Source organism: Gluconacetobacter brunescens (assembly GCF_048695475.1).
GTDB lineage: Bacteria > Pseudomonadota > Alphaproteobacteria > Acetobacterales > Acetobacteraceae > Gluconacetobacter.
Genome location: NZ_JBLHEN010000001.1, coordinates 1,201,072 through 1,223,863, shown reverse-complemented (window position 1 = coordinate 1,223,863; position 22,792 = coordinate 1,201,072). Strand labels below are relative to the sequence as shown.

General features: G+C 69.6%; 18 protein-coding genes. 11 read left to right on the top strand and 7 right to left on the bottom strand.

Features of this window, described 5'->3' with window-relative positions:
- Positions 1-170: 170 nt before the first annotated feature.
- Positions 171-1,070, top strand: coding sequence for an EcsC family protein (locus tag ACMAUO_RS05370; protein ID WP_420355912.1), 900 nt, complete (start codon positions 171-173; stop codon positions 1,068-1,070).
- 175 nt (positions 1,071-1,245) lie between these two features.
- Here ACMAUO_RS05370 and ACMAUO_RS05365 read toward each other — a convergent pair whose 3' ends face one another.
- Genes ACMAUO_RS05365 through ptsP form a run of 3 tightly spaced genes read right to left on the bottom strand, consistent with a single transcriptional unit; the run spans position 1,246 to position 6,472 of the window.
- Positions 1,246-2,964, bottom strand: coding sequence for a PTS fructose transporter subunit IIC (locus ACMAUO_RS05365; RefSeq protein WP_420355911.1), 1,719 nt, complete (start codon positions 2,962-2,964; stop codon positions 1,246-1,248).
- Positions 2,961-3,929: a 1-phosphofructokinase gene (pfkB, locus tag ACMAUO_RS05360; protein WP_420357206.1), complete on the bottom strand. Its 969-nt coding sequence runs from the start codon at positions 3,927-3,929 to the stop codon at positions 2,961-2,963. Before pfkB ends, ACMAUO_RS05365 begins: the two co-directional genes overlap by 4 nt.
- Positions 3,929-6,472, bottom strand: a complete 2,544-nt coding sequence (ptsP, locus tag ACMAUO_RS05355) for a phosphoenolpyruvate--protein phosphotransferase (RefSeq protein ID WP_420355910.1) — start codon at positions 6,470-6,472, stop codon at positions 3,929-3,931. The genes pfkB and ptsP overlap by 1 nt, the downstream gene beginning before the upstream one ends.
- 152 nt (positions 6,473-6,624) lie before the next feature.
- Here ptsP and ACMAUO_RS05350 point away from each other — a divergent pair, with 152 nt between their 5' ends.
- Both ACMAUO_RS05350 and ACMAUO_RS05345 read left to right on the top strand, forming a co-directional pair.
- Positions 6,625-7,605: a LacI family DNA-binding transcriptional regulator gene (locus ACMAUO_RS05350; RefSeq protein ID WP_420355909.1), complete on the top strand. Its 981-nt coding sequence runs from the start codon at positions 6,625-6,627 to the stop codon at positions 7,603-7,605.
- Positions 7,606-7,655: 50 nt separating this feature from the next.
- A complete protein-coding gene (locus ACMAUO_RS05345) occupies positions 7,656-8,507 on the top strand; it encodes a shikimate 5-dehydrogenase (protein WP_420355908.1) in 852 nt (283 codons plus the stop codon).
- A gap of 49 nt (positions 8,508-8,556) precedes the next feature.
- Here the strand turns inward: ACMAUO_RS05345 and ACMAUO_RS05340 are convergent, their stop codons facing one another.
- Both ACMAUO_RS05340 and ACMAUO_RS05335 read right to left on the bottom strand, forming a co-directional pair.
- On the bottom strand, positions 8,557-8,727 hold the full coding sequence (locus tag ACMAUO_RS05340; protein ID WP_420355907.1) for a hypothetical protein: 171 nt from the start codon (positions 8,725-8,727) through the stop codon (positions 8,557-8,559).
- A 5-nt stretch (positions 8,728-8,732) separates the two neighbouring features.
- On the bottom strand, positions 8,733-9,707 hold the full coding sequence (locus tag ACMAUO_RS05335; protein WP_420355906.1) for a 2-hydroxyacid dehydrogenase: 975 nt from the start codon (positions 9,705-9,707) through the stop codon (positions 8,733-8,735).
- Between the two features lie 116 nt (positions 9,708-9,823).
- Here ACMAUO_RS05335 and aat point away from each other — a divergent pair, with 116 nt between their 5' ends.
- The 4 genes from aat to ACMAUO_RS05315 all read left to right on the top strand — a co-directional run bounded on the left by aat (position 9,824) and on the right by ACMAUO_RS05315 (position 12,331).
- Positions 9,824-10,516, top strand: coding sequence for a leucyl/phenylalanyl-tRNA--protein transferase (gene aat, locus ACMAUO_RS05330; protein ID WP_420355905.1), 693 nt, complete (start codon positions 9,824-9,826; stop codon positions 10,514-10,516).
- Between the two features lie 41 nt (positions 10,517-10,557).
- On the top strand, positions 10,558-11,232 hold the full coding sequence (locus ACMAUO_RS05325; RefSeq protein WP_420355904.1) for a DUF4412 domain-containing protein: 675 nt from the start codon (positions 10,558-10,560) through the stop codon (positions 11,230-11,232).
- Positions 11,229-11,819 carry a hypothetical protein gene (locus ACMAUO_RS05320; protein WP_420355903.1) on the top strand — a complete coding sequence of 197 codons (591 nt, stop codon included), beginning with the start codon at positions 11,229-11,231 and terminating at the stop codon, positions 11,817-11,819. Before ACMAUO_RS05325 ends, ACMAUO_RS05320 begins: the two co-directional genes overlap by 4 nt.
- Before the next feature lie 155 nt (positions 11,820-11,974).
- A complete protein-coding gene (locus ACMAUO_RS05315; protein WP_420355902.1) occupies positions 11,975-12,331 on the top strand; it encodes a hypothetical protein in 357 nt (118 codons plus the stop codon).
- 7 nt (positions 12,332-12,338) lie between these two features.
- On the opposite strand, the gene ACMAUO_RS05310 is transcribed toward ACMAUO_RS05315, so the two are convergent.
- A complete protein-coding gene (locus ACMAUO_RS05310) occupies positions 12,339-12,818 on the bottom strand; it encodes a peroxiredoxin (protein WP_420355901.1) in 480 nt (159 codons plus the stop codon).
- A gap of 51 nt (positions 12,819-12,869) precedes the next feature.
- Positions 12,870-15,968 (bottom strand): bifunctional [glutamine synthetase] adenylyltransferase/[glutamine synthetase]-adenylyl-L-tyrosine phosphorylase, encoded by a 3,099-nt coding sequence (locus tag ACMAUO_RS05305; RefSeq protein WP_420355900.1) that lies wholly within the window; start codon positions 15,966-15,968, stop codon positions 12,870-12,872.
- Positions 15,969-16,033: 65 nt separating this feature from the next.
- Between ACMAUO_RS05305 and ACMAUO_RS05300 the strand changes: the two genes are divergently transcribed.
- Genes ACMAUO_RS05300 through ACMAUO_RS05285 form a run of 4 tightly spaced genes read left to right on the top strand, consistent with a single transcriptional unit; the run spans position 16,034 to position 22,741 of the window.
- Positions 16,034-19,303 carry an AsmA-like C-terminal region-containing protein gene (locus tag ACMAUO_RS05300; RefSeq protein ID WP_420355899.1) on the top strand — a complete coding sequence of 1,090 codons (3,270 nt, stop codon included), beginning with the start codon at positions 16,034-16,036 and terminating at the stop codon, positions 19,301-19,303.
- Positions 19,304-19,325: 22 nt separating this feature from the next.
- Complete coding sequence (locus ACMAUO_RS05295; RefSeq protein WP_420355898.1) at positions 19,326-20,573, top strand: DNA recombination protein RmuC; 1,248 nt, start codon at positions 19,326-19,328, stop codon at positions 20,571-20,573.
- Between the two features lie 14 nt (positions 20,574-20,587).
- Complete coding sequence (locus ACMAUO_RS05290; RefSeq protein WP_420355897.1) at positions 20,588-21,346, top strand: response regulator transcription factor; 759 nt, start codon at positions 20,588-20,590, stop codon at positions 21,344-21,346.
- A 3-nt stretch (positions 21,347-21,349) separates the two neighbouring features.
- Positions 21,350-22,741: a sensor histidine kinase gene (locus ACMAUO_RS05285; RefSeq protein ID WP_420355896.1), complete on the top strand. Its 1,392-nt coding sequence runs from the start codon at positions 21,350-21,352 to the stop codon at positions 22,739-22,741.
- The last annotated feature ends 51 nt before the right edge of the window (positions 22,742-22,792 follow it).

Here is a 22,792-nt window from a genome sequence, read left to right as displayed (position 1 = left end):
GACATGGCGGCCCTGCGTCACGAACCATATACGGCGTGACGGCGAATTTGCGAGAGGGGTAATATGCTTGATAAAGCGACGTCCGCCGGTACCGGTGGGGCTTCATCTATTGGCCGTCGTTCCGTCCATGCGGGCGGGCGGGGGCGCATGATCGGCAGGAGGGTTGGGGAATGACCATTCAAACCGGGGGCGAGATCGCCCCACTGGTGCTGGACGCCCCGGCAATCGCCGAACTGCAGCGGGCGCTGGAAAAGGTCGAATCGGGGCGTGGCGTGCTGGTGCGGCTGGCGGACCTGATGGGCGGGGCCGTGGGGCAGGCGGCGCTGCTGGGCATGCGCGGCCTGGGCATGGCGCCCACCATGCAGGCCAAGCTGAAGGGAATCGCCGAGACCGCGATTTCACGCGCTTTTGATATCGCGATTGTCGGCATGACGCCCCTCAAGGGCGAACAGTCGGTTCCCGACTCGTCCTCATCGGCTCCTTCCGCCGCCGTTTCCTCCTCGGCGGCGGTTGCCTCGGCGCCCCTCGTCACGCCCACATGGCGGGGGCCGGCGCTTCAGGCGGCGGTGACGGTCTCGGGCGCGGTCGGCGGCTTTGCCGGGCTGGCCGGCCTGCTGCCCGATGTCACCTTCACCACCATGGCCATCATGCGCGAGATCGCGCGCATTGCCCGCGAGGAAGGCGAGGATCTCTCCACCCAGGATGCCAGGCGCGCCTGCCTGGAAGTGTTCGCGCTGCGCGCCTTCCCGGTCGGGGCGTCCGACGACGAGAGCGAACTGGGCTATTTCTCGGCGCGGGCCATGCTGCGCGGCCGGCCGGTGGTGATGCTGGTGTCCGAGGTCGCGTCCCATTACGGGCTCGGCCTGTCGCGCAAGCTGGCGGTGCAGATGATGCCGGTCGCGGGGGCCCTGTGCGGGGCATCGCTCAACGTGGCGTTCCTGGCGCATTATCGCGCCCTGGCCCGTGCGCATTTCACCATCCGGCGCCTGGAGCGCGAACATGGGCCGGAAGTGCGGCGCACCGCCGAATCGCTGCGCGCCACCATGACGGGCGCCAGCCAGCCGTTCTGATCAGCGGCCGGCGCCTGACCGAAAATGCACGCTGGCGGCGATCCGACGCGCGTTTCCTGCGCTCCGATGCTCATGGCCATCAAGGCTGCTCCGCTTCGGTGCTCGGAAACACACGCCGGGCGCGCCGCTCACGCGGCGCTCTCGCTCACCAGCCCACATTTTCGGTCAGGCTCTTTTATGCCAGCGCTTCGCCCTTCGCGGGCGCGCGCATCAGCAGGCCGATCAGCACGGCGCTGACGACCGTGCCGGCCAGCAGCGCCACCACATAGGCACCCAGATGCGTGACGGCGCCCGGAATGGGCAGCACGAAGATGCCGCCATGCGGCACCTTCAGTTCCACGCCCGCAACCATGGTGATCGCGCCGGCGGTGGCCGACCCCGCCATCAGGGCGGGGATCATCCGCAGCGGATCGCGGGCGGCGAAGGGAATGGCGCCTTCGGTGATGAAAGCCAGCCCCAGCACCGCCGCCGTGGCGCCGGCCTCGCGCTCCTCGGTCGTGAAACGGGCGCGGAACAGCCGCGTTGCCAGCGCCGCCGCCAGGGGCGGTACCATCCCGGCCACCATCGTCGCCGCCATGGGCGTATAGACCGCGCTGGCAACCAGCCCGACCGAGAAGGCATAGCCCGCCTTGTTCACCGGGCCGCCCATGTCGAAGGCCGACATCGCCCCCAGGATCAGCCCCAGCAGCAGCGCGCTGGAGCCCTGCATGCCGCGCAGCCAGTCGGTGAGGAAAGCCATCAGGGCGGCGACCGGCCCGCCGATCGCATAGACCGTCAGCAGGCCGGTGATCAGCGTGCCCAGCAGCGGCAGGATCAGGATGGGCTTCAACCCTTGCAGGGTGCGCGGCAGGCGGATCAGCCGATTGAGCCCATCCACCGCATAGCCGGCGATGAAGCCGGCCGCGATCCCGCCGAGAAAGCCGGCATCGAGGTTGGCGGCGAGCAGCCCGCCGATCATCCCCGGCGCCAGCCCCGGCCGATCGGCCACCGAAAAGGCTATATAGCCCGCCAGCGCCGGCACCATCAGCGCGAAGGCGGCCTTGGAGCCGATGGTGAACAGGGTATGGGCCAGCGTCCCGGCCGAAGCCGCATCGCTGGCATGGATGCCGCCCAGCGCGAAGGCGAGCGCGATCAGCAGGCCGCCGGATACGACGAAGGGCAGCATGAACGACACGCCCGTCATCAGATGCTTGTACGGCCCCGCCCGTTCGCCCATGCCGGCGGGCCGGGATGCGGAAGCCCCATCGGCCACCGGCTGCACCGTCGCCTCGGCCAGCGCCTTTTTTATGACGGCGGCACCGCCGGTAATCGCCGGCTTGGCGCCGGTGACGTAGATGCGCTTGCCGCCGAAGCGGCTGCGATCCACTTCCCGGTCGGCCGCGATCAGCACCAGATCGGCCTCGGCGATCTCCGCGTCGGTCAGCGGATTGCCCGCGCCGACCGAGCCCTGGGTTTCGACGCGCAGCGGATAGCCCAACTGGCGCGCAGCCTCCTGCAAGCCCTCGGCCGCCATGAAGGTATGGGCGATGCCGGTGGGGCAGGAGGTCACGGCGACAATGCGGGGCACGCGCGCGTCCGGGGGTGCTGCGTCGCTCGTCCCATCCAGTTCCGCAAGAGCCCGGCCCGGATCGGCCAGCACGGCCTCGAGCGTCAGATGGCGGTCGGCGCGCGCGGCCAGCGCGTCATCGGTCGGGGCGTTGGTGCCGACCAGCAGCAGCACGTCGTTCGTGCCCGGCGCGCCGTCGGGCAGGGGGTTGAGGATTCCCTGCGTGGTGCGGATCTCGATATCCAGCGTGCGCCCGGTTTCGCGCCCCGCGCGGCGCAGCGCCTCGCCGGCGAGAACGCCCGTCACGCTCTCCTCGCCGGCCTGGATCACGGCCAGTATGTGTTTCATGTCGTCTCTCCCGCCCCGCCGGCTTCTGCGCGTCCGGCTGTTGCGATCGTCACTTGCCCCATCAGGGCCCGGATCGTGTCGCGATCCGGAAGATTAGGCCCCGTGAGGCCCAGCTTGCCGACCGCGAAGGCGGTCGACAGGCGCGCGATCTCTTCCAGCCCCGCCGCGTCCGCCAGGGCGGCGACCAGCCCCGCGACCATGGCATCGCCCGCGCCGACCGTGCTGGTCACGCCCTCGGCCCGCAACCGTGCGGTCATGGCGACGGAATGGAACAGGAACAGCGCCCCCTGTGCGCCCATCGAGACCACGACCAGTTCCACCCCTTTCGCCGCCAGCCGGGCCGCGACGCGCAGCGCGTCTTCCGCCGTTTCCACGGGCTCGCCCGCCCAGTCCGCCAGTTCCCGCAGGTTCGGCTTGATGATGTTGGGCGGGGTCTCGCCCTGGAGCGCCAGCAGCAGCGGCAGGCCGCTGGTGTCCAGCAGCACGCGCGCGCCCTTCCGGCGCAGCCGGGCGATCAGCTCGGCATAGAGGCCGGGCGGGCACCCCGGCGGCAGGCTGCCCGAGAGCACGATCAGGCTGTCGCTGCCGGCGAATGCCTCCACCTGCTCGATCTGTTTCTGGAGGTTGGCCGCATCCACGGCGGCGCCGTCCATATTGATGTCGGTGGTGTCCCGATCATCCACGATCTTCAGGTTGACGCGGGTGGCGCCGGGAATGCGCAGGAAGTGGTCGGCGATCTTCTTTTCCGCGCACAGCGCCTCGAACAGCGCGGCATTTTCGCTGCCCAGCAGCCCGAACGCGGTGACCGCGATGCCCCAGTCGGCCAGGCAACTGGCGACGTTCACGCCCTTGCCGCCCGCATTCTGCCGCACGGCACGCGCGCGATGGACTTCGCCGGGGACCAGGTGATCGACCGTGATCGTCTGGTCGATCGCCGGGTTGAAGGTGACGGTGGCTACGCGCATCACACGTCCTTTCCATCGGGCGCGCCATCCAGCGCGCGCACTGCATCGGGTGTTCCGGCTTCCAGCGCCCGCGCGGCAAGGGCGCGCAGGGCCGCGAGGTCGGTGCCGCGAATCCGCGCCTTCACGGCGGGAATGTCGCGTGGCGTCATCGACAGTTCATCGACACCCAGCCCCGTCAGCAGGGCGGCCCCGAACGGATCGCCCGCCAGCCCGCCGCACACGCCCACCCAGCGGCCATGGCGTCGCGCGCCTTCCACCGTCTGCGCGATCAGGTTCAGCACGGCGGGGTGCAGGCTGTCGGCCTCGCTGGCCAGTTCCGGATTCTGCCGGTCGATGGCCAGCGTGTACTGCGTCAGGTCATTGGTGCCGACAGAGAAGAAATCGGCATGTTCCGCCAGGATATGCGCCTGCACCGCCGCCGCCGGCACTTCGACCATGATGCCGACCGGGATAACTGGCGCGTCCAGTTCCGCACGGATGGCCTCGCACCGCTGCCGCAGCGCGATCAGTTCGGGCACCGAGGTGATCATGGGGAACATGATCAGCAACTCCCCGCCCGCCTTCGCCGCCCGATAGAGCGCGCGCAATTGCGGGTCGAGCAGGTCCGGCCGGCGCAGCAGCAGCCGCGCGCCGCGCACGCCCAGGAACGGATTCTCCTCATGGGGTAGGTCCAGATGCGGCACCTGCTTGTCGCCGCCGATATCGAGCGTGCGCACGATCAGCGGGCGGCCGTCCAGCGCCTCGATCATCTCGCGATAGACGGCGTATTGCTCGTCCTCGCCCGGGGTTTCGCCGCGTTCGAGGAACAGGAACTCGGTGCGCATCAGCCCCACGCCCTCGGCACCCTGCGACAGGCAGAACGCCACCTGGTCGGGCCGGTTGACGTTGGCGCCGATGGCCACGCGATGGCCGTCCGTCGTCTCGGCCGGGTTGGCGCGCTTCTCTTCCTCCGCCGCGCGCAGGCGGGCGCGTTCGGCCAGCCATGCGCGGGCCGAGTCCAGGTCGGCCTCCGTCGGGTCCAACCAGATGCGCCCGGTATCGCCATCGACAATCGCCGTGGCACCGGGCGGCAGCGCCAGCAATCCGGGGCCGCCCGCCACGACCGAGGGCAGGCCCAGCGTGCGCGCCAGGATCGCGCTATGCGATGTCGGGCCGCCCAGCGCGGTCGCGATGCCGGCCACGCGGCTGATATCCAGGGTCGCGGTGTCGGAGGGCGACAGGTCACCGGCCACCAGAATGCACGGTTCCTCCGGCAGGTCGCCAAGCGTGCCGGTGCCCAGGTCGGGGTCGATCTGCGCCAGCACCCGGCGCCCGATATCGCGCAGGTCCGCCGCCCGCGCCGCCAGCATCGGGTTGCCGAGCGACGACAGCTTCGCCGCCATCTGCTCCACCGCCTGATGCCACGACCAGGCGACGCCATGGCCTTCGACCATGATCTGGCAGGTCAGCGTGATCAGGTCGGTATCGTCCAGCAACCCGGCCTGCGCGATGAAGATCGCGGCGTCTCCCGCGCCCAGCCGGCGCGTCGTGTCGTCGATCAACCCCGCCATCTGCGCGCGCGTGCGCACCAGCGCGCCATTGAGCAGCGCGCCGCCGGCCACGAGGTCCACGGGCTCATCCGGAACGTCGGCTTCGGCAGCAGCAAGGATATGGATCCTGCCGATGGCCAGCCCCGGGCTGGCGGCGACGCCGGAGATCAGGCGCGGCGCACTGACCGGCGCCCATCCTTTCAGCGGCCCCTTGCGCGCCGCCGCTTCCGCCTTTTCGGCGGCGCGGGCGGCATCGGCCTTTTCCTGCGCCGTCAGGCGCGTGACGACGCAGTGGAACCGTTCCAGCGCCGCGCGCGCATTGCCGCCGGCGGCCGAGATCACGACCGTATCGCCGGCCTTCAGGCCGAGTTGCAGCAGGGCGACCAGGCTGCGCGGATCGGCGGCTTCCCCGCCATGACGCACCCGCAGCGGGCTGCCGGCGCTCTTCGCGGTCTCGGACCATGTGGAGGCCGGGCGCGCATGCAGGCCGGCCGGGTAATCGACAATCCATTCGATCCGTTCGGGATAGTCCTCCGCCGCGCCGGAGGCGGCGGGGGCCGGCGCTTCGTCCCGCAGCGCGGCGGCAATCACCTCCGGGTCGCGCGTGGTAATCAACTCGCGCAGGCGGGCCTCGTTCTGGATCAGGCGCGTCAGGCGCCGCAGGATCGCGATATGGCTGTCCGACCCGGCGGCGATGCCGACCACCAGATGCGCCACCTGTCCGGGATTCCATTCGATTCCATCGACGAATTGCAGCACCACGATGCCGTCGCTGCGCACCAGCCCCTTATCCTCGCCGGTGCCGTGCGGAATGGCGACGCCGGAGCCGAGATAGGTGTTGGCCACCTGTTCGCGCCGGATCATGCTGTCTTCGTAACCGGGAACCACGCAGCCGGCGGCCACGAGCAACTGCCCGGCCTGGCGAATGGCATCGTCCTTGTCCGCCGCGCGGGCATCGATCCGGATCAGGGTTTCGACCGCGGGGCCAATGGGGATGGGGGGGATGGGGGGCATGGGGCGCGCCTCTCCGTTCTTGTTTTTCGGTTAGAGAAAACGTTCTCTCCAGCTATTGTCAATAGACAGGGAGGGGAGAAGGATGCCATTGGCAGAGCATCTTCTCGTGTAGGCCATTTTCACATGGCATGTGGAGAGAGAACGATTTCTCGATGAGTGTCGGAATCAAGGATGTTGCGCGGGTGGCGGCGGTCTCGCCGGCAACGGTTTCGCGCGTGCTGGCCGGTCGCGCCGTCGATCCGGCGATGCGCGACCGGGTGGTCGCGGCGGTGCGCGAGACGGGCTACCGGCCCAATCTCGCCGCCCGGCGCCTGCGCTCGCGCCACACCAACACCATCGGCCTGATCGTCGCCGATATCCGCAACCCGTTCTTCACCGCCGTGGCCCGGATGGTCGAAGGCATCGCCTATGAACACGGCCTGCGCGTCATCTTCAGCAACACCGACGAGGATGCGGCCAAGGAGGCGATGTATCTGCAATTGATGCAGGAGGAACGGGTCACCGGCGTCATCCTCGCCCCCACGCGGCATGGCGTGGACAATATCGCCCAGTACCAGAGCGATTTTCCGATCGTCCTCATCGACCGCGCGGCGTCGGACGGCGCGTGCGACAGCGTGGTGCTCGATAATGGCGCCATGGCGGCCAGGCTCGTCGCCCATCTTCACGAATGCGGGCACCGCCGCATCACCGGCCTGTTCGGCACCGCCACCGTCACCGGGAACGAGCGCTGCGCCGGCTACGAGCGCGCCATGGCCGATCTCGGCCTGCCGGCCCATGCCGTGCGGGTGCCGCATGAGCGCGCGGAGGCCGAGCGTATCGTCACCGACCTGCTCGCCGATGCGTCGCGGCGGCCGGGCGCGCTGATCGTCAGCAACGGCGTGATGCTGTTGAGCGTGCTGCGGGCCGTCAATGCGCTGGGACTGACGATTCCCACGGATATCGCGGTCACCAGCTTCGACAATGAGCCCTGGATGGAGTTCGTCGGCGGCGGGTTGAGCGTGATCGAGCAGCCGGTCGAGGAAATCGGCCGCGTTGCCGTGACGATGCTGCTCGACCGGCTGGACCACGCCGATCAGGTCACGCGCCGGGTCGTGCTGGCAGGGCGTTTCATCGCCCGAGGATCAGCGGGATGACACGCGACGCGCCATCCCCACCAAGCCCCCAGAAAGAGGAGACAAGGGACATGAAACCGCCGATTGGTCGCGATACGAAATTGTGCATGTCGCTGTCAGGCCGGCCCGGCAATGCGGGGTCGCGGTTGCATAACCGGCTCTATGAGCTGCTGGACCTCGATTATATCTACAAATCCTTCAGCACCACCGACCTGCTGGCGGCGATCGGCGGTGTGCGTGCGCTCGGCATCCGGGGCTGCGCGATTTCCATGCCATTCAAGGAAGCCGTGATCCCGCTGATCGACCGGCTGGAGCCCTCGGCCCAGGCGATCGAGAGCGTCAATACCATCGTCAATGACGACGGCGTGCTGATCGGCCACAATACCGATTACATCGCGGCGCGGAGCCTGCTGGCCCGGCGGGCGATCAACCCCGCGACCCCGTTCCTGCTGCGCGGCAGCGGCGGCATGGCCCGGGCGGTGGTGGCGGCCCTGCGCGACAGCGGCTTCACCGACGGCACGATCGTGGCCCGCAATGAGGAGGCAGGCCGGACGCTGGCCGAGGAGTATGGCTATCGCTGGCGCCCGGACATGCCCGAACAGGGGGCACCCCTGCTGGTCAACGTCACGCCGCTGGGCATGGAAGGCCCGGACAGCACGGCGCTGGCCTTCCCCGAATCGCTGATCGATTCCTGCGCCATCGCCTTCGACGTCGTCGCCCAGCCACCGGAGACGCCGTTCCTGCGCGCGGCTCGCGCGCGTGGAAAGAGCGTCATTTCCGGGGCCGAGGTCATCGTGCTCCAGGCTATCGAGCAGTTCGTGCTCTATACTGGCATCCGCCCGTCACCGGCCCAGATCCGCGAGGCGGTCCTGTTCGCCCACGGCCCCGCCACGGCAGAGGCCCTGGCCCTGCCGGCAGACTGAGGCCGAGGCCGGAGACGCGCGCCGGATGGCCGCCGGCGCGCCTTTCCGGTCAGGCTTTGGGGCTGATGATCATCCTTGTGGCCGCGACCATCGCTGCGAGGATGTAGAAGCCGATCACGGTGCGGGCCATGCCGGCGTAATGCGGCATCACCAGTTCCAGGGCGATGGCCGCGACGCAGCCCGCGAGGCAGCAGAGGAAGAAGGTCTGGCCGGCCTGCATGGTCGTTATCCCGCAACCGGGGTCAGGGCCGGCCGGCCGGCCAGCACCGCATCGACATTATCCAGCGCCAGCATGCACATGTCGGTGCGGGTTTCCACCGTGGCACTGCCCACATGCGGCGTCAGGAACAGGTTGGGCTGGGCCATCAGGCGCGGGTCGGGGTTCGGCTCGTTGCGGCAGACATCCAGCCCGGCGCCGGCGAGCTGCCCGTCCTTCAGGGCGGCGAGCAGCGCGTCCTCGTCCACCAGGCTGCCGCGTGCGGCGTTGACGAAGATGGCGCCGCGCGGCAGCAGGCCGAACAGTTCGGCGGTCATCACCGGCCTGCCGTCCTTGCTGCCCGGCATATGCAGGCTCAGCACGTCGCAATGCGGCAGCATCTCGCGCGGATCGGCGAAATAGGTCGCGCCTTTTTCCTGGTCCGGTGCCAGGCGGTGGCGGTTGGAATAGAGAATCTTCATCTCGAAGCCCCGCGCCCGCCGGGCCACCGCGCGGCCGATGCGCCCCATGCCGATAATGCCCAGCGTCTTGCCGGTGACGCGGGTGCCCAGCATTTCGTCCAGGCCCAGGGTCCGGCCCCAGCCCGATTCGACCAGCGCCAGATATTCCTTCGCCCGGCGCGACGCGGCCAGGATCAGCAGCATCGCCATGTCGGCGTTGCAGTCGGTCAGCACATCGGGCGTGTTGGTCAGGGTAATGCCGCGTGCGAGGATCGCGGGGATGTCCAGATGGTCGGTGCCGACGCTGATGGTGGCGATCACGCGCACGCTGTCGGGCAGGGCGGCGACGGTGGCGGCGGAAACCTGCGTGCTGCTGGTCACCACCACGGCATCAGGGCGGAAATCCCGGGCCTGGGCCACCAGTTCGTCTTCCGTCAGCTTGTGGTCCGGGGCGGGCAGCGTGTCATAATCCCGGGCGATGCGCGCATTGGCGGCAGCCAGCAGATGCTGGGAGACGATCAGGCGGGGGCGTGTCCGGGACATGGGTCGACCTCTTTTTCGTGGGTGCCGCGCAGCCGGCGTCCGTTACAATTTTGACCGATTGCCGGTGTGTGTCCAGCCGCTTGGCACGACGCGAGGGGAATGCGATGGGCGAAGGCATGGACATCACTCCCGAGATCATGATCCAGGCCTATGCGATCGGCCTGTTTCCGATGGCGCCCGACGCCCGGTCGGCGCGGCTGGAATGGTACGATCCGGAATTGCGGGGCATCCTGCCGCTCGACGGGTTCCACGCTCCGCGCCGGCTGCTGCGCACCGTCCTGTCCGACCGGTTCGAGATCGTGTCCGACCGCGATTTCGAGGCAACGATCCGCGCCTGCGCCGCCCCGGCGCCGGGGCGGGAGGAGACATGGATCAACGAGCGGATCGTCCGCCTGTTCTGCGACCTGCATGCACAGGGCCACGCCCACAGCGTGGAAAGCTGGTGCGACGGAGAACTGGTGGGCGGCCTCTACGGGGTTGCGATCGGCGGGGCATTCTTCGGTGAGAGCATGTTCAGCCGTGCCCGCGATTCGTCGAAGGCTGCGCTGGTCTCGCTGGTCGCGCGGCTGCGGCGCGGGGGCTTCACGCTGCTCGACACGCAGTTCGGCACCGAACATCTGGCGCGTTTCGGCGGGATCGAAATTCCCTCATTGCGTTACAAGCAGCATCTGGCGGCAGCCTTGCGCCTGCCGGCCCGCTGGCCGGACGAAAGCTCGGCCGATGAGCGTGATGCAATCCGTCATGAAATTATCGCCATGCGGGGCGGAAGCGACGCAGGCGCAATTTCGTCCGGCGACGGAAGCGGATAGGGTCGTCGGGCATTATCGAAAGCAGGAAGGAATTCAGGACCATGATCCATCCGACAGGGGCGCGCGCGGGCCTGGCTGGCGCGCTGGCGGTGAGCCTGATGACGGCAATCGCGGTTCAGCCCGCGCGAGCGCAGAGCGAGGCGGACCACCCGCCGCTGGCCCCCGCGCGCGACGTGCAGGTGCAATATGCCGTGCAGCCCGACGGCGCGCCGGCCCCCAAGACGATCGAGGCCTGGTTTACCGCCAATGGCGGCATGATGCGCATCGACAGTCCCGAGGCCATGGGCTCGACCATCCTCAACCGCACCACGCGGCAGGTGACGATCGTGCTGAACAAGCAGAAGGTCTATACGCAGTTCGATGCCCATAACGGCATCCGCAACCCGTTTCTGCTCGATCTGTCTATGCAGTTCACCCGCAAGGGCAAGGCGCAGGTCGCGGGGGTTTCCTGCACCGAATGGGCCGTGGTGTCGGGGCGCGGCACGGCCACCGCCTGCGTCACCGATGACGGCGTGATCCTGCGCGAGGACGGCGTGGATGGCGACGGCATGAAGGGCCGGCTGGAAGCCACGCGCATCACCTACGCCCCTCTTCCTGCCAGCACGTTCCAGCCGCCCGAGGGCTACCAGATGGTCACGCGCCATCGGGTCGCCCCCTCGCACGCGGTGGGCAGCGGCCAGCCCGTAACCGGTGGGGCAGCACAGTCCAGCCAATGAACAGCAGAACGCGCCGTCTGGCGCTGGCGGGCCTGGTCCTCACCCTGGCCCAGCCCCTCGGACAGGCGGCGCGGGCGGCGGGGGATGCGCCGTTCGTCACGCCGCAGCAGGATGTCGATATCCGTTACGCGCTGGCATCGCCCGACCCGTCGATTCCGTTGCAGCACCAGCGCATGCGCTGGTCCGCCGCCACCCGTCGGCAGCGCGTCGATCCCGACGGGTCGGCCACGTACATGATCACCGATTATCGCGCGGGCAGCCTGACGGTGATCGACCAGGCCCGTGGCGCCCGCACGGTCATTCCCGCCCCCGCCCAGGCCCTGTCGGAGCCGGGGCAGCGGGCATCGGGCAACTGGGCGCGCGGCGAGACGATGCTGGTGGCCGGCGAGAGCTGCACCATCTGGCACACGCATGACAGCGACGGCCGGGTCAGCGATGTCTGCTACAGCGAAGGCGGCGACATGCTCCAGGTCATGCAGGACGACCAGATCGTGGTGCGCGCCGAACAGGTGACCCACGCCGCCCAGCCGGACGCGGTCTTCGCGGTGCCGGAGGGGCTGAAGACCATCCAGGCCGCCCACCCCTGAGCGCATTTCAGGTCAGGCTCTGCGAGATGGTTTCCGTCTCCTTCACTTCATGACGGAAATGGGGCGAAACCTGCCCGTAAATCGCCATGAGAGGATGGTGTGTTTCCTTTCATGCAGGATGGTTCGGTTCCTGCACGGAAAGAAAGGGTACGGCCATGCATAAACTGGCTCGGCTTCTGCTGGTGGTTCCGGTGATGGCGGCGGGGCTCGCTGCCGCGGCCCCGGCGGCCCATGCGCAATGGCGCGGTCACGGATATGGCGGTCCCGGCTGGCACGGTGGCGGCTGGCACGGGGGCTATTATGGTCGTGGTCCCGGCTGGGGCGGCCGGGGTTATTACGGTCGTGGCCCCGGTATGGGCGGGGCCTTCGTCGGCGGCCTGATCGGCGGGGCGCTGATCGGCGCGGCCGGAACGGCGATCGCGGCCCAGGCCTATGCGCCGCCCCCTCCGCCCCCGCCGCCGCCCCCGCCGGTCTATGCGCAGCCCTACGGGTACGCCTATCCGGCCTATTGAGTGGGTGTCAGAGTTCGGATGCCGCCTTCATCACTTCGGCAACATGGCCGGGCACCTTGACGTTGCGCCACACGCGGGCGACCCGGCCCGCGCCGTCGATCAGGAAGGTGGCGCGTTCGATGCCCATATATTTGCGGCCATACAGCGTCTTCTCGACCCACACGCCATAGGCTTCGGTCACCGCGCCGGTGGCGTCCGAGGCCAGCGGAAAGGCGAGGTTCTGCTTGGTGGCGAAATTGTCGATCGCCTTCATCGAATCGCGCGACACGCCGATGACGGGGATGCCGGTGCCGCCAAGCGCGCTCAGGGCCTCCTGGAAGCCGCATGCCTCGGTGGTGCAGCCGGGCGTGCTGGCCTTGGGGTAGAAATACAGGATGAACGGCTTGCCCCGTATCGCCGCCAGGCTGACATGCCGCCCCTTGCTGGCCTGCATGTCGAAATCCGGCACCGGGGCGCCGATGGCGGGAAAAATCGGGGTTTCGGCCATGGTGGGTCTCCGTTCGACCCCGTTCGGGGCGATCTGTCGTGGGCGGGCGTTCTATTTTGATGGGTTTGCCGGTGCCCGCAAGGGCTCCGCCGGGTCCTCCACCGGGCCGATCAGGCGCGCGAACAGGGCGCGCACCGACCTGGCGAGGTCGTCCATCAGGCGCAATGCCTCGTCTATCGACGCCACGCCGATCTCACGCAGCAGGATGTCGCTGGTGGCGGCGGGCATGGTGGCGGGGTCGGTTGGCGGACGGGCGCCGAACAGGATGCGCAGCATGCTCTGCACCGATCGCCACAGCCGGTCCGCCCGCAGCAGCACGGTTTCCGCCGCAGGGTCCAGATCGCCATGTCGCGCCAGCAGGCGCAGCGCCTCGCGCGTGCAGGGCGAGCGCGCCTCGGCGGTGCCGGCGACCAGTTGCAGCGTCTGGGCGATGAATTCCACATCCATCAGCCCGCCCGGCCGGCGCCGGATATCCCACGGCCCCTCGGGCGGCAATTCGCGCGCGATCCGGGCACGCATCGCGCTGGCATCGTCCAGGATCGTCCGGTGCGCGGCGGGGGAGGGGCTGCCATCCAGCGCGGTGCCGATCGCCGCGCGCATGGCGCGCACCAGCGCCGGCGCGCCGGCGACCACCCGCGCGCGGGTCAGGGCCATGCGCTCCCAGGTCCAGGCGCTTTCGGCATGGTAGCGGCGGAAGGAGTCCAGCGACAGCGCGACCGGCCCCTTGGAGCCGGAGGGGCGCAGCCGCATGTCCACCTCATAGAGCGGGCCTTCGGGGCCCGGCGCGGTCAGCGCGGCGACGAAGGCATGAGCCAGCCGGACGAAATATTGTCCCACGGGCAGCGGGCGCGACGGCAGCCCACCTCCCTCGGCGGCGGCGCGCGACGAGATCACGCTTTCGGTCACCTCCGCCGGGTGGTCGTAGATCAGCATCAGGTCCAGGTCCGAGCCGGGCATCATCTCGCGCGACCCGGCCTTGCCCAGCGCCACCACCGCCATCGCGCCGCCGGGCACGCGCCCGTAGCGTTCCCGATGTTCGGCGGTGACGGTGCGCAGCAGGCCACGGATCACCGCGTCGGCCATGTCGGTGCGCGCGCGGCTGGCGCTGTCCACATCCATGCGATGTTCCAGCCGGGCGGTGGAGAGGCGGAATTCCTCGCCGCGCACCAGGGTGCGCAGCACGGGCAGCAACTGCTCGGTCGAGGTGGCGGTGGCCACATGCTGGCGCACGAGCTGGGCGGGCGGCAGGTCGGCGGTGCGCGCATCGGCCTCGTCGTCGCCGATGCCGCCCAGCAGACCTTCCAGCGCCGCCGGCGTTTCCGCCAGATGGTCGGCCAGGAAGGCCGAGCCGTCGAGGATGGTGGCAATGCGCCCGATCAGCGCCGGATTGCGCTCCAGCAGCGAGAGAAACTGCACCCCGGCCCATTGGCGGGAGAGCATGGCGTCGAACCGGCGCAGGCAGGTCAGCGGTTCGCGGCGCTGGCCGAAGCTGGAGAGAAGGGCGGGCATCAGCCGGCGCAGCAGGCTGCGCGCGCGGTCCGAGCGCAGGGCCCGCAGGCGGTTGCCGCTCCAGCGGCCCAGCAGGGCCAGCGCATCGGGAATGTCGGCCTCCGCGAAGCCGGCGCCGCGCAGATGCTCCGCCATGTCCTCGGCCTCGGGGTCGATCGAGGCCTCGGCGCCCTCGGGCTCGGCGAACTGGCGTTCGAAGATCCGGCGCGATTCCTGCATGATCGGCAGCATCATCGCCGCCAGCGCGCGGCCGCTCTCTTCCTGCATGAAGATCGCGTAAATATTGAAGGCCTCGCGCGTCGCGGGCAGGCTGTGGGTCTGGTGGTCGGCCTGCATCTGCAGCCGATGTTCGGCGCGGCGCAGCATGCGATAGGTGCGGGCCAGGCTTTCGCCCTGCGGGCGGGGCAGGATGCCGGCGCGCACCAGCCGGCGCAGGGCGCCCAGCGTGGTGGGGTCGCGCAGTTCGGGCTCCCGCCCGCCCCACACCAGTTGCAGCGCCTGGGCGACGAATTCCACTTCGCGGATGCCGCCCTGGCCCAGTTTCAGGTTGTGGCCCAGCAGCCAGTCGCGGGCCAGCCCGGGGTCGTGCACCGTGCGGTCGGTCAGGCGCGACAGGCCGGTATGGCCGGCATTGCGGTGATGGTCGATGCGCGCCTTCATGTCGTGCAAATCGTCGATCACCGCGAAATCGAGATGCCGGCGCCAGACGAAGGGGTGGATCGCGCGCAGGAACCGGCGGCCGGCGCCGATGTCGCCCGCCACCGGGCGGGCCTTGGTCATCGCCGCGCGTTCCCAGGTCTGGCCCATGCTTTCGTAATAGGCGATGGCGGCGGGAAACGAGATCGCCGGCGGGGTCGCCGAGGGGTCGGGGCGCAGGCGCAGGTCGGTGCGGAAGACGTAGCCATCGGCATCGCGCGCTTCCATCAGGCCGACAAGGTCGCTAGTCATGCGGATGAAGATCCGGCGCAAATCCTCGTGGCCCGGATGGCAATCGGGATCGTACAGCACGATCAGGTCGATATCCGAGGAGTAGTTCAGTTCCCGCGCACCCAGCTTCCCCATCGCCAGCACGACGAATCCGCTGCCCCGGCTCGGGTGGCCAGGGTCCGGCAGAACGAGTTGCCCGGTATCATGGGCCGTACGCAGCAGATGTCTGACCGCGGCATCCAGCGCGCCCTCGGCCAGGCGGCTGAGGGCGAGGGTCACCTGTTCCAGCGTCCACAGGCCGCCGATATCGGCCAGCGCGATGGCCAGCGCGGCCTGGCGCTTGGCGGCGCGCAGGGTGGCGGCGATCGTGGCGCGGCTGTCGCGCGGGGTCAGCGCCGCCATGCTGTCCAACGCCGCGGCCATGCCGGCATCCGGCCCCTCGGCCAGCAGGCGGGCGAACGGCACGGCGTCGCGCCGGATCAGGCCGGCCAGATAGGGGCTGTTGCCACCCATCGCCGCCAGCATCGCCGCCACGCCTTCGGCTTGCAGCAGGTCCGGGTCCAGCGCGTGTTCCCGCCACAGCTCGTCCAGATCCTCGCGCAGCAGGGTGGCGCCGCGCGGGTCGGCGGGGGCGGGCCAGGCGCGGCCGGTCCAGGCGGCCGGGCCGCAGGCGGGCGGCGCCTGGGTGGCGCGGGCGGTGCGATGTCGGGGCATGGATCGTCCTGGTCCGGACCCCGCGCCGTGGCGCGCCGGGGTCGCGGCGCACCCTGGACGGCGGCATGACGCAAGGTCAAGACCCGCGACCGCCCCGGCCCCGCCGCTGGGCGCGCTTCGTGTTGATGCTGGCGGCGGCCTGCGTGGCGGCGCCGGCACTGCTGGTCCTCGGGGTGCTGGCATGGCTTTCGTGGCGACCGGTCGATGTCACGCCCCTGGCGCGGCTGGCGCTGGCGCGCGTGCTGCCGGTTGGCGAACCGGGGCAGCAGGCCAGCCGTCTGGATCTCGGACAGATGCGCATCGGCTGGGACTGGCTGCATCGTGGCCTGGCCGCGCCGCTGGAAGTGGCGGCCGGCGATCTGCGGCTGCACCGGCCCGACGGCAGCGTGGCGGCCAGCGTCGGCGCGGTGCGGCTGGTGGTGGCCAGCGGCCCGCTGCTGCATGGGCGCGTCGTCACGCCCGAACTGGCGCTTTCCGGCGCGCGGGTGGCGCTGCGGCGGGGCCGTGACGGCGCGATCGGCCTCGATACCGGATCAGCACCCGCCCATGGCGGCGGGAAGGGCCCGCCGTTCGATCCCCGGATGATGGAACGGCTGGCGCTGGACGATGTGGCGATCACGCTGCACGACCTGTCCACCGGCCAGACCTGGCACGCCGACGGCGTGAATGCCGACCTGCATGCCGTGCATCATGCCGCCCTGTTCGGCCTGGTCGGCCATGCGGGCCTGACCCTGGCGGGGCCGGGCGTGCGCGCCTCGCTGCGGGCCGACGGCCAGGCTGATAGCCAGGCTGACGGCGCCCCCGGGCTGGTCTGGCATCTGTCCACGACGCCGGTGACGCCCAGCGCACTGGCCCCGCTGTCGCCGGGCCTGGCGCATGCCGACCTGCCCGTCTGGCTGGATGGCACGGTGTATTTGGCGGCCGGCCGGGACGGGCTGATCGCCCGCCCGGTTTCGGCGGCGCTGCGCGTGCAAACCGGCGCCGGCCGCATCGTGACGGGCCCCCATGGCCTGATTCGCGTGGCCGGCGCGCGAGCCGATTTCGCTGCCGACTTCACGCCCGATGCTGGCGGCGGCCTGCTGCCGGGCGGGGCGAAGATCCGGCTGGACACACTGACGGCGAGCCTGCTGCCGTCCGACCGACCCGCCGGCACGCCCACCGATACCGCCACGCTGACGGCCCATGCGGCGCTGGACATTGCCCGCCTGAACGGCCCCGGTCCGATCGACGGCTCGGTGGATGCGACCATTCCGGCGCTCGATTTCGCGACGCTCGGCTCCTACTGGCCGGAAGGGGCGATGAAGGGCGCGCGTATGTGGGTCACACGGAACATCACGCGCGGCGCGGCGCATGACCTGCATGTCGCGATCGGGCTGGGCAGCCCGGCGGGGTGGGGGGGGCTCACCATGCGGTCGATGACCGGCGGCGTCAGCGGCTCGGACCTGGAACTGCATTGGCTGCGCCCGATCCCGCCGATCGAAGGGGTGAATGCCGTCCTGACCTTCGAGGGGCCCGATGCACTGTCGATCGCTTTCAGCGACGGCACCCAGACCATGGAGCGCGCCGGCCGGCATGTCGGCGCCACCGGCATCGGGCATCTGGCGGTGGGCGACGGGCATATGCGCATCACCGGTTTGCAGGGAAAGGACCAGATCGGCGACATCAGCACCACCCTGCGCGGCAATCTGCGCGATGTGCTGGCCCTGCTGGCCGAGCCGCGCCTGCACCTGCTGTCGCGCCATCCGGTTGCGTTCGAGCGGCCCAGCGGCAATGCGCGGGTGGTGCTGCATCTGGTCCTGCCGCTGGACGACAAGGTGTCGGTCGATCAGATCCATCTCAACGGCCATGCCGACGTGGACCATCTGCATCTGGGCAACGTGGTGCAGGGGCGGGACCTGGATGACGGACGGGTGGCGCTGGATGCCACCACCGAAGGGTTGAACCTGCACGGTACGGCATTGCTGGGCGGCATGCAGTCGGTCCTGACCTATGGCATGGATTTCCGGGGCACGCCGGATGTCCGCACCACCGAGACCGCGCATGTGCGTGCGCATGTCACGCCCGAGAGCGCGGTGCGCGCCGGTTTCGATGTCGGCCAGCGCTTCCATGGCAGCGCGAACCTGGATGTCGATTACGATCATTTCCCCGGCGGCGCCGGGCAGGTGGGCCTGAAGCTGGATCTGGCCGATGCCGCGCTGACCATCCCGGTATGGAGCAAGCAGCGGGGGCAGCCGGCTGAAGCCTCGGCACGGCTGGGGCTGGACGACGGACGCCTGGTTTCGGTCGAGGCCATTCATGCGACGGGCCCGGACCTGCTGATCGACGGCCGCGCCACCATGGGCCGCGATGGCGGGCGCACCCTGATGATGCGCGGCTTCCGCGTCGGCCGGTCGCGCGGCGACGCGACGGTGGGTGTCTCGCCCCGCCCGAACGACCCGCTCCATGTGGCCGTCCATGCGTCGGTGCTGGATCTCTCGCCGCTGCTGGCCCCCACGCCGGCCTCGGCGACATCTGCCAAAACACCCGCCAAGGGCGCCTATCACATGCCGGAGGCCGCGTCGGGCCGGGTGCATGGGCCGCCCGGACGAAGCTGGCTGATCGACGCCGATGTCCGGACCCTGTTCTATGCCCGGGAATCGGCGCTGACCGGCGTGCATGCGCATCTGGAGGATAACGGCGTCCGCCTCACGCGGATGCGGTTTTCCATGGCCGGCCCGTCGCCGGCCAGCGCGACGCTGACGCCGGAGCATGACGGCCGGCATCTGTGGGCCAGCGTCGAGGATCTGGGCCTGATGCTGCGCACGCTGGGTGTGAGCACGAAGTTCGACGGCGGCCGGACCGTTATCAAGGGCGTGTTCGACGATGCCCAGCCCAGCGCGCCCTTCGCGGGCGTGCTGACGGTCGATCCGATCACGGTGCGTGAGGTGCCGCGGGTGGTGCGCCTGGCCAATAATGCGTCGCTGTATGGCTGGATGCAGGCCGCGCAGGCGCCGGGCTTCTCGATCGCGCGCATCTCGCTGCCCTTTACCTTCCGCGACGGCATCCTGGCAGTGCATGACGGCGTGGCCAGCAATGCCTCGCTGGGGGTGACGCTCGAGGGACCGGTCGATCTCGACCGGGGGAAGCTGGACCTGAAAGGGACGATCGTGCCCGCCTTCGCCGTCAACACCATTCCCGGCCACATGCCGGGGGTGGGGCGGCTGATGAGCCCCGAGAAGGAGGGCGGCCTGCTGGCGGCCACCTTCGCGGTCAGCGGGGCGCTGGATTCGCCGGCATTGCGGGTCAATCCGTTCTCGCTCTTCCTGCCCGGCGTGATGCGGCGGCTGGTGGAGTAGGCGGTTTTTGGAAGGAGAGGCGATGTCCGACGGTCTGGGCGCCGGCGTGTGGGGGCTTGTGGCCCTGGCGGCGATCGCGATCGTGGCGGTTCTGGTGCTGATGGCCCGGCGCGGCGGCGGGCGCGGAACGGATGGCGGCGACCTGCTGGCGCGTGTCTATGTGATGATGGAGCGCGACTCCTCAGCCCGCCAGACCGATGCCGAGGCCCAGCGCACCCGGCTGGACCAGTTTCGGGGCGAGACTGCCGACCGGCTGGCGATGATGGCGCAATCCCTGACCCGCGACCTGGCCGAGGCCCGGGTGCGCCAGAGCGAGGCACTGCGCGAGATGGCCGAGAGTTCGGCGCGCCAGATCGAAGCCATTCGCGCCACGGTGGACGAACGCCTGCACGAGGCGGTGGAACGCCAGATGCAGACTTCGTTCCAGCGCGTGCTGGAGCAGTTCACGGCCATGCAGAAGGCGATGGGCGAGGTCTCGGCGATGACGGCGCAGATTGGCGACCTCAAGCGCCTGTTCTCCAACGTCAAGACGCGCGGCGGCTGGGGCGAGGCGCAGTTGCGCGCCATCCTCGACGACGTGCTGCCGCCCGGCGCCTACGAGGCCAATTGCCGCCTGCGCGAGGGCAGTGCGGAGGTGGTGGAATTCGCCGTGCGGATGCCGGTGCGGGCCACCACGCCGCCGCTGCTGGCGATCGATTCCAAATTCCCGACCGAGGCGTACGAGCGTCTGCTGGATGCCGTGGACCGGATGGATGCCGAGGCCGAGCGCGCCGCGCGCCGCGCGCTGGAAACCACGCTGAAGATTGAAGCCCGCAAGATCGCCGCCAAATATATCGTCCCGCCGGTGACGGTGGAATTCGCGGTCCTGTATCTGCCCACCGACGGGCTCTATGCCGAAATCGCGCGGATTCCGGGGCTGGTGGACGAAATCGGGCGTACCTGCCGGGTGATGATCATGGGGCCGGGCCTGCTGCCCGCCATGCTGCGGACGATCCATCTGGGATACGTCACCATGGCGCTGGAGGAACGGACCGATGGCATCGCCCGGCTGCTGGGCGCCACCCGGCAGGAGATGCTGCGGATGGACGGCGTGCTGGAACGGCTGGCCCGCAATGCCTCGGCCATGTCGTCGTCGATCGACGAGGCACGGCGGCGGACGCGGGTGGTGGCCAAGCAGTTGCGCGGGCTGGACGGGATCGACCCCGACGCCGCGCCGGCGGTGGACGAGGGCGCGGCAGAGCGTGGTGAAACCGAATTTAATGGTGCTTGAGGCGGGGTGCGATCATGCCTGACCGGACCATGAATGCGACATCGACCTCAGAACCGTTTCCCTCGCCAGGGGAGGCCGGACCGGGCCGGGAGGCCAGGCCACGGGTGCTGCTGGTGGAGGATGACGGCAAGATCGCCCAGGAAGTCGCCGAAGAGCTGGAAAGCCGGGGCTTCGCCGTCTGCCATGCCCAGACCGGGCCGGCCGGACTGGCGGCGGCACTGGCCGAGACGTTCGACGTGATGGTCGTGGACCGGATGCTGCCCGAGCTGGACGGCCTGACGCTGATCGAGACCCTGCGCGGGCGCCAGGTTTCCAGCCCGGTGCTGGTGCTCTCGGCGCTCTCGGCGGTCGATGACCGGGTCAGCGGCCTGAAGGCCGGCGGCGACGACTACCTGACCAAGCCCTTCGCGATGGAGGAACTGGCCGCCCGGCTGGAGGCGCTGATGCGTCGCCCCAACAACACGCGCGAGACCATGCTGCATGTCGGTCCGCTGAGCATGGACCTGATCGAGCGCACGGTCACACGGGACGGCCAGCCGATCGACCTGCTGCCGCGCGAGTTCCGGCTGCTGGAATATCTGATGCGCCGGCCCAATCAGGTGCTCACCCGCACCATGCTGCTGGAAGATGTGTGGAACTACCGGTTCATTCCGCAGACCAACCTGGTGGATGTCCATATCGGCAAGCTGCGGCGCAAGATCGACGATCCGGCCGGCGTGCCGCTGATCCAGAGCATCCGGGGCACCGGCTTCATGCTGCGCGTGCCCGAATAGGCCATGCAACTGGGCGAGGTGCTGCGCACCGCGACGTTCCGGCTGACGCTGGCGGTGGTCGTGGCGATGATCGGCACGGCGGCGCTGCAATTCTCGGTGGGATACACCCAGACCAAGGCGTTCGAGTTCCGCCGTACCGACGCCCTGCTGCACCGCGAGGCCGCCCTGCTGGCGCGGGAATCGCCGCAGGATCTGGCGCACAAGATCAGCGAGCGCGCGACCGACGACCTGCGCGTGGTGATCAACCAGGCCGCCCTGTTCGATTCGGCCCATCATCATGTCGCGGGCGACCTGCGCGACTGGCCCGAGGGGCTGGAGGTCGATGGCCACGTCCACGAACTGACGGTACGGCCGAACGAGGATGCGCCCTATGTGCTGCGCATCCTGGCGGTACCGGTCGCGGGCGACCGGGTGCTGGTGCTGGGGCGCGGGCTGCACATGCTGGCGGAATGGCGGCTGATGATGCGCCATTCGCTGCTGGTTTCGATCGTGCCCACGGTGCTGTTCGCTCTGCTGTGCGGCATCATATTGAGCCATCGCGCGCTGGGGCGCGTGGGCCGGATGCACGAGGCGATCGACCGGATCATGGATGGCGACCTGCACGAGCGCCTGCCCGCCGGGCGCCAGCGCGACGAGATGCAGCGCCTGGCCGGCAGCGTGAACCGCATGCTGGACCGGCTGGAGCATCTGATGGGCGAGATCCGCGACGTCGGAAACGATATCGCCCATGACCTGCGCACACCCCTGGCCCGCGTACGCGCCCGGCTGGACCGCGCGCAGGCCGGTGCGCTGTCGGCCGACGACCTGCGTACCGTGATCGCGCGGGCGATCGACGATCTGGACCAGTGCTTCTCCATCATCACCGCCCTGCTGCGGATCGGCGAGATCGAGAATGCCCGCCGGCGGGGCGGATTCTCGCTGGTGGACCTCAACGAGATCGCGGCCGACATCGTCGATCTGTACGAGCCGATCGCCGAGACAAGGCAGATCCGGCTGGAATTTCTCGCCGCATCGGGGCCGGTTCCGGTGCATGGCGACCGCGACCTGCTGATCGAGGTGCTCGCGAACCTGATCGATAACGCGCTGAAATTCACCGATGAAGGCGGCGACGTCACCCTGGCGACCTTCACCGACAGCCAGGGCGCGGCGCGGCTGGAAATCGCCGATACCGGCATCGGCATCATGCCCCAGGAACGCCAGGCGGTGATGAACCGCTTCTATCGTTCGGACAAGAGCCGCCATGTGCCGGGCAGCGGGCTGGGGCTCAGCCTCGTCTCGGCCATCCTGCGCCTGCACAACGCGCAATTGACCATTTCCAATGCCCGAAGGCACGATGAGCGTCCCGGCGCGCTGTTCGGGGTCACATTTCCCCCTCCCGCGCAGGCTGTTTTTTAAATGGGAATTTCATTGGCGTGATCGAATGGCGTGCTAACGAGGCCCCCGAAC